Below are 11,531 nucleotides of genomic sequence, written 5' to 3'. Positions count from 1 at the left end.
TCTCCCGTTCAACCGGTCGTCAGAATCATCTTGGGCGAGACGGCTTCGGTCAGGCCGATCTCGTCATCGTCGAGGTAGCAGCCCGGGTCCTCGGCCCAGGGATCGCCCAGGGTCTTGAAGGCACGCACCCGGGTATTGCCGTTGCAGATCGGCAGGTAACGACAGGCGCCGCAGCGTCCCTTGAGCGGCCGCGGACGACTGCGAAAGCCCTGCATCAGATCGTCGTCGGCCTCGCACCAGATCTCCGAGAAGGGCCGCTCACGCACATTGCCGAGGTGGTGGTCCCACCAGAAGGAGTCCGGGTGGACATTGCCCAGGTTGTCGATATTGGCGATGTACTCGCCGCTGGCGTTGCCGCCCCAGGCGAGCAGACGCGCCTCGAGATCGGCGACCCGCTCGGGGAAGTGGCGCCTGGCCCAGTGCAGCAGGAAGGGGCCGTCGGCGTCGTTGTTGCCGGTGACGTACTCGCGCCGGATACCCGCCTCGAGCTCGGCGCGACAGCGGTCGAACAGTCGGGTCATGGCGTCGCGGGTCATCTCGTGCCAGGCGTCGTGCTTACGGTGACGATGACCGCGTCCGCCATAGTTGAGGTGTGACAGGTAGAACTTGTCGACGTCGTGCTCGGCGGTCAGCGCCAGGATGTCGTCGAACTGGGCGTAGTTGTCCCGGGTCAGGGTGAACCGCAGCCCTACCTTGATGCCCCGCTCCTTGCACAGCCGGACTGCGGCCATGGACTCGCGAAAGGCGCCACGACGCTGGCGGATCTGGTCATGGGTCTCCTCGAGGCCGTCGATGCTGATGCCGACGTAGTCGTAACCGGCATCGGCGATGGCGTCGATGTTGTCCTCGGTGATCAGGGTGCCGTTGGTGGAAAGCCCGGTGTACAGCCCGAGTTCCTTGGCCCGGTGCGACAGTTCGAAGATGTCGGGCCGCATCAGCGGCTCGCCACCGGACAGGATCAGCGCCGGCACCCGGAAGGCCTTGAGGTCCTCGAGCACCCTCAGCGCCTCCTCGGTGGACAGCTCACCGGCGAAGTCGACGTCGGCCGACACCGTGTAGCAGTGCCGACAGGTCAGGTTGCAGCGGCGAATCAGATTCCAGATCACCACCGGGCCTGGCGGGGTGCGGGCAGGCGCCAGTGGCGTCGGCTCGAGCAGGCTGTCGATGTAGCGGGTCACTCGGAACATGGCGAGGCTCCCTTGGCGGTGGCGAGCCGTAGCCCGGTCTTCTTGAGGATGCGGCTGCTGTAGAGAATACGGTGGTCGCGGCAGGCGTCGCCCAGCCATTCACGCAGCCGCTCGGCCTGGGCTTCGACCTCGTCACGGTGATGGCCATGCAGCATCACGAACAGGTTGTAGGGCCAGTCCGGCAAGCGGCGAGGCCGCCGGTAGCAGTGACTGACGCCCGGCCAGTCGGCCAGCTGCCGGCCGAGTTCATCGATACGCTGATCATCGACGTCCCACACGGTCATGCCGTTGGCCAGGTAGCCCAGGCGGTAGTGGTTGGGTACCACGGCGATGCGGCGCACGACGCCGGTCAGGCGCAGGCGCTGAAAGCGTGCCAGCACCTCTTCGCCGCTCATGCCGATGGCCGCGCCCACCGCAGCCCAGGGGTCGGCCACCAGCGGCAGCCCCGCCTGGGTGGCCTCGATCAGGGCGCGGTCGCCGTCGTCCAGCACAGAGATGTCGTCGCGGTCCCTAGACGGGCAGGTGGAGATGGACATGGAACTCCTCCTCCTTGGGCAGGTTGATCACCTCAAGCCCGGTGGCCTCGGTGATGGCCTCGATCACCGAGGCGACACGGCCGGGGCGATCACAGGCGATGACGAACCACATGTTGTAGTGGTGCTCGCGGCGATAGTTGTGGGCCACCTCGGGGAAGGCGTTGACGACCTCGGCGACGCGCTCGAAGTCGGCTTCCGGCACCGCCAGGGCGGCCAGCGTCAGGGCACCGCCGAGACGCTCGGCCTGGAACATCGGGCCAAAGCGACTGAGGATCCCTCGATCGAGCAGCGACGACAGGGCGTCGAGCAACTCGCGCACCCAGAGCCCCAGCTCCAAGGCCAGGTCGCCGTAGGGGTCCGGGGTCAAGGGCACACCCAATTGCAGACGGTTGATGATCCGACGCTCTACCTCAGACAGCGCAGCCACCGCGTCATGGCGAGCGGTGGCAGCGTCGTGTGGATGGCGGTCGGGGTCGCCGGGAAAACCCCGGGACGGTGTTTCTGAGCTCATGGCTCCTCCGGGGGTGTCATGGTTCCTCGGGCGTGTAGCGTCCGCCGCGCTGGCGATAGGCCTGGCGGCTGAACAGCACCTGGTGGTCGACGTCTTCGAGGCCATGGCGCTGGATCAGCGCACGGATCTGGGCCTCGACACGCACTCGCCGGACGCCGTGGATCATGCAGAACAGGTTGTAGGGCCAGCCGAGGCGACGCACCCGCTGGTAGCACAGGGTGACCTCGGGCTCAGCGGCCAGACGCCGGCCTACCTCGTCGACGCGATCATCGGGCAGGTTCCATACCACCATGGCGTTGGCGGCGAGGCCCAGGCGGCGATGGCGGACCACCAGGCCGAAGCGTTTGATGAAACCGCTGTGCTGCCAGTGCCCGATCCAGGTGCGGACCTCCTCGACGCTCAGGCCGGTCTGCTCGGCCAGCACCTTGAACGGCTCAGGCACCAGCGGCAGCCCTTGTTCCAGACAGGCCCTCAGCCTGATAAGGCGGCGATCCTGGGCCTGCAGCGGGCTCGCCGGACGGCGCTCAGCGGTAGACGTGACGGCCTCGATCATGCTTCCTCCAGCTCCGCCCAGGGCAGGGCGAAGGCCAGGTCGATGTGATAGCTCTGGACCATGGGCAGGCGCAGCAACGGGGTGGCCAGTTCGGCCTCCAGCCGCGTCAGGCGCAGTTCCAGGCTGGTGCTGTCCGGCGCCGTCACCACGAACCACAGGTTGTAGCGGTGCTCGCGCCAGTAGTTGTGGTTGACCCCGGGGCAGGCGTTGATGATCTGTGCCACCGCCTCCCGGCGATGGTCCGGCACGGCCACCGCCACCAGCTCGCTGGCGCCGGCCTGGCGGTGATCGAACACCGCGCCGACACGGCCCACCACGCCCAGGTCACACAGACGCTGCAGGCGCTCGATCAACGCCTGTTCATCCAGTCCGAGCTCTTCGGCCATGGCCGCAAAGGGACGCTCGACCAACGGCAGCGATCGCTGATAGCGATCGATCAGACGCCGGTCGATACGGTCCAGGTCGTCGACCACCTTGTCGGTTGCCATGGCCATCTCCCGAAAAGCGAAAAATTGGGGCGGGCCGCCCGTGCGAGCGGCCCGCGAGGACGTCAGTAGACGTCGTGCTGGGTGTTGTAGACGTTGAACTTGCCGGTCGGCGTGACCAGTCGCTCGTCCTTGATCACCGCTTCCAGCTGCAGCGTCTCGTCGTCGACCACCACCAGCGCGGAAGACTGATCGGCGGTGTTCCACACCGAGAACCAGACCTCGTCGCCGGCACGGTTGTACTCCGGCTGCACCACCCGCTTGGGCCCTTCGCCAAGATCCGCCCAGTCAGCGATCGGCAGCACCTGGAAGCCCTCTTCCAGGTCGTTGACGTCATACACGGCAACGCTCTGGCTGATGGCCTCGTCGGGGTTCAGCGCGGTGTCCACGTAGAGGTGCTCGGACTCGGGGTGGGTCTTGATGAACAGCGAGCCGCCGCCCTGACCTTCCAGGGTGCGCACCACCGTCCAGGCCTGGTCCGGATGACCTTCCGGGTCGGTACCGATCAGCGAGATGGTGTTGTCGCCCAGATGGCTGGTAGCCCACACCGGCCCGAACTCGGGGTCGACGAAGTTGGCGCCACGTCCCGGGTGCGGGGTCTTGCCCACGTCGATGATCGCCTCGAGCTCACGCTCCTTGGCATCGATGACGACGATCTGGTTGGACTGGTTGGCGGCGGTCATGAAGTAGCGACCGCTGCTGTCCCAGCCACCGTCGTGCAGGAAGCGGGAGGTGTCGATCTCGACGCTGGACAGGGCGTCCAGGTTCTCGTAGTTGACCAGACGGACCTTGCCGGTTTCCTTGACGTTGACGATGAACTCCGGGTGCTGATGGGACGCCACGATGGCCGCCACACGGGGCTCCGGATGGTACTCCTGGGTGCCCACCGTCATGCCGCGGGTGCTGACGATCTTCTTCGGCTCCAGGGTCTCGCCGTCCATGATCACGAACTGCGGCGGCCAGTAGGTGCCGGCGACCGCGTAGGTGTCCTCGTAGCCCTCGAACTTGGAGGTCTCCACCGAACGCGCCTCGAGACCGACCTTGATCTCGGCCACGGTGGTCGGCTCTTCCATCCACAGGTCGATCATGTCGACCTTGGCGTCGCGACCGATGACGAACAGGTAGCGCCCGGAAGCGGACATCCGCGAGATGTGCACCGCGTAACCGGTATCGATGATCTTGACGATCTCCTTGCTGTCGCCGTCGACCAGAGCGATCTGGCCGGCGTCACGCAGGGTCACCGAGAACAGGTTCTCCAGGTTCAGGTCGTTCATCTGCTCGGTGGGGCGATCTTCCGGCGCCACGAACACGGTCCAGCTGTCCTTCATGTCGGCAAGGCCGAACTCCGGGGGTACCGGTGGCTCATGCATGACGTAGTTCGCCATCATCTCGATCTCGTCATCGGTCAGCTGGCCGGAGGTACCCCAGTTGGGCATGCCCGCCGGTGAGCCGTAGGTGATGAAGGTCTTGAGATAGTCCATGCCGCGTTCACGGGTGATGTCGGTGGTCAGCGGCTTGCCGGTGGCCCCCTTGCGCAGCACGCCATGACAGCCGGCACAGCGTTCGAAGTAGATCTCCTTGGCGTGATCGAACTCTTCCCGCGTCATCGCAGGGGCGCCCTCTTCATCGGGCATCATCACCGCCGCCGGGTCGACGCCGGACGGATTGCTCTGGTAGGCCGCCTCTTCCGGAGACAGGTTCTTCTCGGCGCCATGGGCGCTTCCCAGGCCTGCAATCACGATGGCTATCGCTGCGGCAAGGGGCTTGAGAGTCGTGACGCTTCTGGTCATCTTTTCACCTCGAGTCATGATCCACGTGTCTTTCATCCTGTCGCCAATGTCGTGCCACAAGATGAAAATGTCGCCAGGTTTTCCGCTTTCTCTTGAGCGAGTTATTTCCCTTGGTACGGCAATCCCTTCCCTGGATAAGCGACACATCTTCCTTCCAGATGAAGGCGGCGAAGACGCCCGCTCTCTTCGCGTTTGCCCTGCCTACCATGGAAGCGCGCATTCCCGACGATTTCACTGGGTCTCTTGCCGACTCTTGACCCCTATCAACAATCACTCCCCCGCGCACCAATAGAAATTTTTCCCCTTTAATTTCTTAAGCTTAATGACCAAATAAGACTTTCGGAGCTACCTCGAAAGGAGCATTTCAGTACTTTTTGATCAAGACGTTGACGCGCATCATCCAATGGCTCCAGCCGCTATCGACAGCAGGACGAAACTCGACTACTGCTTGCCACTTCAAGAAACACCAATACCTTCGGGATAAAACGACGACCCATATCAATAAACATTTTCGATGAATCAAGGACACTGTCGGGTCCTACAGGGACCTTCGCCGGGGGACACTTGTCGATGGCAACACCTATTTCCCAGCACCCTTTCAGGTGCCATGCGTGCTCAGTGCTTTTGCCACGATGGCGTGCCGCCCTCGCCTGCCTTCTGCTGATGGGAGCATGGGCTGCCGATACATCGGCGGCGCCAGCGCCCAGCGCCTCGGCGACACACAAGACCAGCGCCTCGGCGACGCAAACGACCAGCGCTTCAGCGACAGGTTCGAACGGCGCAGCAGTGGACCCGGAGGCGCTCGGCAACCTGCTCCTCCAGGACTGCGGTTCCTGTCACGGCATGACCCTCAAGGGGGGGCTCGGCCCTGCTCTCACCCAGGAGCGTCTGGCGGTCTACGACGTCGACACCCTGACCACCATCATCCTCGAAGGCCTGCCCGGCACCGCCATGCCGCCCTGGCGCGATCTGCTGAGCGCCGAAGAGGCCCGCTGGATCGCCGAGACGCTCAAGCACACCGACGCTCAGGAGCTCCCATGAGGCACCGTTCTGCATTGCCCCATCCCCCCGCCGCCAAGGGTCTTCGGCGCTTTCACGCCCCGGGCTTCGTGCTTGGCCTGGCACTGGCCTGCGGCCTGATCGCCTGGGGCCAGAGCCCGCACGGCTCAGCCGCCGTTGCCCACAGCACCGACGCCGGCACGCCGGAGGCTAGCTGCGCCAACCTCGCCACCGGCGGACTCGGGGTCGTGGTCGAACGCGCCGATGGCCGCCTGGCCCTGGTCGACCGCCGCCAGCATCGCGTCATCACTCGTGTCGAGGGGCTGGGTGATCTGTCCCACGCTTCGGTGAAGTTCTCCAGCGACGAGCGCTTCGCCTATGTGTTCGGCCGCGACGGCGGTCTGACCAAGGTGGATCTGGTGTGCGCCACCATCGACGCCAGGGTGCTGCAGTCCGGCAACAGCATCGGCGGGGCCATCTCCCAGGGCGGCCGCATCATCGCGGTGGCCAACTACGAGCCGGGCGGCGTGAAGCTGTTCGACGCCGACAGCCTCGAGCTGTTGGCCGAGGTACCGGCGCGCTACACCCGGGATGACGGCAGTCAGGCGCTGTCCAAGGTGGTCGGCCTGGTCGACGCCCCAGGCAACCGCTTCGTCTACAGCCTGTGGGACGCCAACGAGATCCAGGTGCTCGACGCCTCGACGCTCATCGCGGACGAACAGGGCTCGAATGAGCTTCCTCCTATCACCCGCTTTTCCGATATCGGCGAGAAGCCCTACGACGCCCTGATCGATCCCATCGGGCGCTTCTACGTGGCCGGCCTGTTCGGCGAGGACCACCTGGCGCGGCTCGATCTGTGGCACCCGGAGAACGGGGTCGAGCCGGTCCTGTCCGGCTATCGCCAGGGCGACGACAAGCTGCCGGTGTACAAGATGCCCCACCTGGAGGGCTGGACCATCGCCAACGACCACGCCTGGTGGCCGGCGGTGGGTCGCCACGAGGTGCTGATGGCGAACCTCGACGACTGGCGCCTGGAGCGACGGATTGCGGTGCACGGGCAGCCGGTGTTCGTGATGAGCCGGCCGGACCAGCGCCAGCTGTGGGTCAACTTCGCCCACCCCGACAACGATGTGGTCCAGGTCATCGACAGTGAAAGCGGCGAGATCATCCGCACCCTGACCCCCGGCCAGGCGGTACTGCACATGGAGTTCAGCCCGCGCGGCGAAGAGGTCTGGATCTCGGCGCGGGACTCCGACCAGGTGGTGGTCTACGACACCGCCACCTTCGAGCGCCTGGCGACCCTGGAGGCCGAGTCGCCCAGTGGCATCTTCTTCACCGATCGAGCCCATCGCATCGGCCTGTAGGCCTCGGGAGAACGCCATGCACCCTGCTTCGCTGGAAACTCGCCAGTCGCAATCACAACAGACAATCGTCGTCACGACGCCTTCCGGGCAGCGCAAGGTGCTGCTGCTCTACGCCCTGATGCTGGGCAGCGTCATGGCGGTGGTGACCGCCCCCGTCAGTGCACTCGTCGCTCATCTTTGGCTGGCCATCAGAAGACCCACCGATGCGGTGCTGGTGAGCCACCTGCGCTTTCAGCTTGCGACCTTCTGGTACGGCGTGCTGGCCGGGGCGATCGGCCTTGGCCTGTGGGGGCTGATCGGCCACATCGACCTGCCGGGCCTCACCGGCTGGGCCTACGGCTATCTGGGCTTCACCCTGGCGCTCATCTGGATGGTGGGACGCTGCGCCCTGGGTATCCGCCGGCTGTTGCACCACCTGCCCGTCCCGCGCCCCCTGTCCCCGCTGCTGGGTGGCTGCCGCGTGCGCTTTACGGACGCCGACCGGTGAACCTCGATCGCGGCGCTTGCGAGCTGCCGGGCTCTGGCTTGCCCAATCCTGGCTGGGGGCCGCTGTCGGGGCTGCCGGGCAACCCGCTGATCTGGGTGCTGATCATCAGTGAGCTGCTGGTGTTTGCCGCCTTCTTTGGCGTCTTTGCCTGGCAGCGGGTACTCGACCCCGAGGGCTTTCTCGCCGGGCAACGCCATCTCGAGCCGCTGCTTGGCGGCCTCAATACCCTGGTGCTGCTCACCAGTGGCCTTGCCGCGGCGATGGCGGTCACGCAGTCCCAGTGTCCACCCCACGCCCTGCGCGAGCGCCGGATACGCCAGTGGCTGGCGCTGGCCGCGGTGCTGGGCGTGGCCTTCTGTCTGATCAAGGCCGTCGAGTATCACCTCGAGTTCTTCACCGGCCCACTGCCGGACAGCGGCAACTTCTTCACCTTCTACATCGGCCTGACCGGCTTCCACGCCGCCCACGTCATCTTTGGCCTGTGCCTGCTGGGCGTCGCGATATGGCGCCCGCGAGCGGACACCGTGGAGACCGTCTGCGCTTTCTGGCACATGGTCGATCTGATCTGGGTACTGCTGTATCCCCTGCTCTATCTGGTGCGGTGACGACAATGCATGACACGGATACTCAGCGCAGACGCCTGTGGCGCACCTGGGCCCTGTTGATGGGCATGACCCTCATCGCCATGGCCAGCGGCGCGCTGCATCGCGGCCCGCTGGCGCTCTGGGCCCTGGCGCTGGTGCTCGTTGCCAGCCTGGTCAAGGCGCAACAGATTCTCTCCATCTACCTCAACCTGCGTATTGCCCCCGCCTCCTGGCGAGGGGGACTCTTGGTACTGGTCGGGGTGATGGGGCTTGGGCTGGCGGCTGCTGGACTGCTGCCTCGCTGGATCGAGGCTCCTGGTGCGACCTCCGGTGCGACCGCCATCCCGGTCTCGATCCACAGCACCACAACGAATAACACCACTGATCGACGCAGCGATAGACACACTGAACGACACAACGAACGACAGGCACAGGAGCCCAGATGAACAAGGCCGTGGAAATCGACATGACCTTCGAGGAAGACCCCGGCGAGACCATTCGCCTGGTGGCGGTGGTCAACGACCGAGGCGACCTGACCTCGACTCAGGTCTACGGCTTCGCCCGCGACCGCGCGGAAGAGGAACTGGTGACCTACCCCTTCGTGCTGGATCGAGCGGGCGATGATCACTACCAGATCCGCTGGGGCTACGGTGACTGCACCGAGAGTGCGCTGAACTTCTCATCCCCCGCCGTGGCCCTTGGCCAGCGCGTCTATCGCGTCGACACCTACCGCACCGGCAGCGCCCGTTTCTGCTACGAGATCACCGGCATCAACGACCTGGTGCGCTGAACGGCTCGCGACTGACGGCCACCAACGGCGAGCGACCACTCAGCCCCGCAGCGCCCAGCGTTCGAGCCGGCGCCAGAGCCGCAGGGTGAGCCAGACCGCAAGGGGCACCAGCGCCATCAACACGATGCCCCAGTCACGGTGATGGATCAGCCAGGCCAGCGGCGTGAACAGTATCAGCGCCGCAAGGCCGGCGGTGGCGAGCGCCAGCCGCTGGCGCCAGCGAGTCTGTGACGAAGACATGACGTTCATTGGGCCACCAGCTGTCGGTAGATGCCCGGCAGCGCCAGGGCGAGATGCTCCGGGCGTGGCACGATGGCGTAGCCTCCTCGACCGAAGATGCGACCGAGATAGCGACTGGCCTCGCGATCGATGGTCACCCCGAATACCCGCACGTCTTCTCGCGCCGCCTCGCGCACCGCGTGGCGGGTGTCCTCGATGGCGTAGCGCCCCTCGTAGTAGTCGGTGTCGTTGGGCTTGCCGTCGGTCAGCACCAGCAGCAGCCGATGTCTTCTGGGGTGTTGGCCCAGCTCCCTGGCCAGGTGGCGAATGGCCGGTCCCATGCGGGTGTAATGCCCCGGCGTCAGCGCCGAAATGCGTCGTTCCACCCGCTCGCCCATGGCCTCGTCGAAGGCCTTCAACTGCCTGACCCAGACCCGATGCCGACGCTGGGAGGTAAAGCTGTGGATGCTGACGTCGTCACCGCAGCCGGCGATGCCGTGGCCCAGTACCATCAGCGCTTCCTGGGCCACGTCGAGCACGCGGCGACTTTCCAGCCAGGCATCGGTGGACAGCGACACGTCGATCAGGATGGACACCGCCAGATCACGCCCCTGGGGCCTGGCGTCGACGAACAGGCGGTCGCTGGCCTGACCGCCGGCGGCCAGGTCGCAGCGACTGCGGACCAGGGCGTCCAGGTCCAGCTCGTCACCGTCCGCCTGGCCCCGCAGCCACTCTCGCCGAGGCCGCAGGGCCTCGAACTGGCGGCGCACCCGGCGTACCCGCCGCGTCGCCGCCTCGTCGCCCTGCCAGGGCTCGCCCTCCTCGATGGCAGGTTCGGCGATCACCCGGCAGTGGGCCGGCAACAGCCGGCTCTTGCGGTAGTTCCACTCAGGATAGAGGTGCTCGACGCTGGAACCAGCGGCCAGCGACTCGCCACAGGCGGCGTCGGGCGCCAGGTCCAGCGACATCTTCAGCCGTGAGGCGGCGCGTCGCCGGTTGCGGCTCAAGGTGATCTCGTCGATCTGGTCGGCCGCCTCGCGCGCGGCGTCTTCCTCCTCGTCATCCAGGTGGCGGTTGACGTTAACCATCTCCGCCCAGGACAGCATCTTTTCCGAGGCATTGAGCATCAGCGGGTCGTCCCGCTCGGCCTGATCCTGGTAGCGACGCTCGGCCTTGCGCCGGGCACCTTCCACCTCGGCGGCCTGGGGCGGAGCCGTCTCTTCGTCTTCGTCCTCGTCATCCTCATCGGTCGACCTCGAGACGCACTCGAGCGTCGACGCCTCGCCCCATAGCGGCACCGGCAGAAAGGGCCGATACCCCCGTGGCGCGCGCACCGACGGGCGCCCTTGGCCATCCGCCGCCTGCAGCCAGGACCACCACTGGCGTGCGTCGCCTTCGGGACTGTCTTGCGTCTGGGCCTCGCTATCGAAGGATCGGTTATCGCCCAGCAGGCGCCGGACCAGTGTCTCGACCGCAGCTTCTTGCGGAGGCAGGCCGCGACGCCGAGGACGCACGGCGAGCAGCGCCTGGCACAGCCGGGCATGGCGCCGGACGAAGCCGGGATAGCGCGCAAGCGTCACCTCGGTTGAGCGCCGGGCCTCGGCCAGGCGCACCAGATCCTGTTCGAGTGGATCGTCACGATGCGCCACGGGACGGCGCTCGGCCAGCGACATGGCCAGCCAGCGATATAGATCGCGATTGAGCTCAACCTCAGGCAGCAGCGCCAGTCGCTGCGGCAGCAGCAGGTGCTCGTCGTCACGCCGCGAGACCTCCAGCGCCTCCTCGTCGAAGCCCAGGCGCTGACGCAGTGACAGGCGATGGCGCGAGGCGCGCTTGCCGATCGCATCCAGGGTGACGCCGGGGTCTCCGCCGCTGGCACGAAACAGCACCCCCAGCGAGCGCGACACCTCATCGAGGGTCACCGCCGCCTCGGGATATTCAGGATAACTGGCGGCGCGTGACGCCCAGCGGTGCCAGTGACGGCCGACGAACTCCTCGACCTCGAGAAACTCCCGCATGGTCGTGG

General features: G+C 66.1%; 14 protein-coding genes. 6 read left to right on the top strand and 8 right to left on the bottom strand.

Features of this window, described 5'->3' with window-relative positions; genetic code table 11:
- Positions 1-8: 8 nt before the first annotated feature.
- The 6 genes from nirJ to C6W88_RS08345 all read right to left on the bottom strand — a co-directional run bounded on the left by nirJ (position 9) and on the right by C6W88_RS08345 (position 5,062).
- Positions 9-1,187: a heme d1 biosynthesis radical SAM protein NirJ gene (gene nirJ / locus C6W88_RS08370; protein ID WP_108132131.1), complete on the bottom strand. Its 1,179-nt coding sequence runs from the start codon at positions 1,185-1,187 to the stop codon at positions 9-11.
- Positions 1,175-1,723 (bottom strand): siroheme decarboxylase subunit beta, encoded by a 549-nt coding sequence (ahbB, locus tag C6W88_RS08365; protein ID WP_108132130.1) that lies wholly within the window; start codon positions 1,721-1,723, stop codon positions 1,175-1,177. Before ahbB (C6W88_RS08365) ends, nirJ begins: the two co-directional genes overlap by 13 nt.
- On the bottom strand, positions 1,698-2,234 hold the full coding sequence (locus C6W88_RS08360; RefSeq protein ID WP_197037091.1) for an Lrp/AsnC family transcriptional regulator: 537 nt from the start codon (positions 2,232-2,234) through the stop codon (positions 1,698-1,700). Before C6W88_RS08360 ends, ahbB (C6W88_RS08365) begins: the two co-directional genes overlap by 26 nt.
- 16 nt (positions 2,235-2,250) lie before the next feature.
- Entirely contained in the window at positions 2,251-2,787 is a 537-nt protein-coding gene (ahbB, locus tag C6W88_RS08355; RefSeq protein ID WP_045993515.1) for a siroheme decarboxylase subunit beta, read from the bottom strand.
- The gene (locus C6W88_RS08350) at positions 2,784-3,275 is read right to left on the bottom strand and encodes an Lrp/AsnC family transcriptional regulator (protein WP_045993516.1); all 492 of its coding nucleotides are present in this window, start codon (positions 3,273-3,275) and stop codon (positions 2,784-2,786) included. The genes ahbB (C6W88_RS08355) and C6W88_RS08350 overlap by 4 nt, the downstream gene beginning before the upstream one ends.
- 62 nt (positions 3,276-3,337) lie before the next feature.
- Positions 3,338-5,062 (bottom strand): nitrite reductase, encoded by a 1,725-nt coding sequence (locus C6W88_RS08345; protein WP_108132129.1) that lies wholly within the window; start codon positions 5,060-5,062, stop codon positions 3,338-3,340.
- A gap of 786 nt (positions 5,063-5,848) precedes the next feature.
- Between C6W88_RS08345 and C6W88_RS08340 the strand changes: the two genes are divergently transcribed.
- Genes C6W88_RS08340 through C6W88_RS08315 form a run of 6 tightly spaced genes read left to right on the top strand, consistent with a single transcriptional unit; the run spans position 5,849 to position 9,286 of the window.
- Positions 5,849-6,103, top strand: coding sequence for a c-type cytochrome (locus tag C6W88_RS08340; RefSeq protein ID WP_231498585.1), 255 nt, complete (start codon positions 5,849-5,851; stop codon positions 6,101-6,103).
- The gene (locus C6W88_RS08335) at positions 6,100-7,425 is read left to right on the top strand and encodes a cytochrome D1 domain-containing protein (RefSeq protein ID WP_108132127.1); all 1,326 of its coding nucleotides are present in this window, start codon (positions 6,100-6,102) and stop codon (positions 7,423-7,425) included. The genes C6W88_RS08340 and C6W88_RS08335 overlap by 4 nt, the downstream gene beginning before the upstream one ends.
- A gap of 16 nt (positions 7,426-7,441) precedes the next feature.
- Positions 7,442-7,912, top strand: coding sequence for a hypothetical protein (locus C6W88_RS08330; RefSeq protein WP_108132126.1), 471 nt, complete (start codon positions 7,442-7,444; stop codon positions 7,910-7,912).
- On the top strand, positions 7,909-8,517 hold the full coding sequence (locus tag C6W88_RS08325; RefSeq protein WP_231498584.1) for a cytochrome c oxidase subunit 3: 609 nt from the start codon (positions 7,909-7,911) through the stop codon (positions 8,515-8,517). Before C6W88_RS08330 ends, C6W88_RS08325 begins: the two co-directional genes overlap by 4 nt.
- Before the next feature lie 5 nt (positions 8,518-8,522).
- The gene (locus C6W88_RS08320; protein ID WP_108132125.1) at positions 8,523-8,942 is read left to right on the top strand and encodes a hypothetical protein; all 420 of its coding nucleotides are present in this window, start codon (positions 8,523-8,525) and stop codon (positions 8,940-8,942) included.
- Entirely contained in the window at positions 8,939-9,286 is a 348-nt protein-coding gene (locus C6W88_RS08315; RefSeq protein WP_108132124.1) for a hypothetical protein, read from the top strand. The genes C6W88_RS08320 and C6W88_RS08315 overlap by 4 nt, the downstream gene beginning before the upstream one ends.
- A gap of 39 nt (positions 9,287-9,325) precedes the next feature.
- Here the strand turns inward: C6W88_RS08315 and C6W88_RS08310 are convergent, their stop codons facing one another.
- Positions 9,326-9,526, bottom strand: a complete 201-nt coding sequence (locus C6W88_RS08310; protein ID WP_108132212.1) for a hypothetical protein — start codon at positions 9,524-9,526, stop codon at positions 9,326-9,328.
- Positions 9,527-9,531: 5 nt separating this feature from the next.
- Complete coding sequence (locus C6W88_RS08305) at positions 9,532-11,523, bottom strand: nitric oxide reductase activation protein NorD (protein ID WP_108132123.1); 1,992 nt, start codon at positions 11,521-11,523, stop codon at positions 9,532-9,534.
- Positions 11,524-11,531 lie beyond the last annotated feature (8 nt).

Origin of the sequence: Halomonas litopenaei (assembly GCF_003045775.1) — a bacterium.
Taxonomy (GTDB): Bacteria; Pseudomonadota; Gammaproteobacteria; order Pseudomonadales; family Halomonadaceae; genus Halomonas; species Halomonas litopenaei.
The sequence above is the reverse complement of the archived record's forward strand: the minus strand, read 5'-3'. Positions and strand labels throughout refer to the sequence as shown.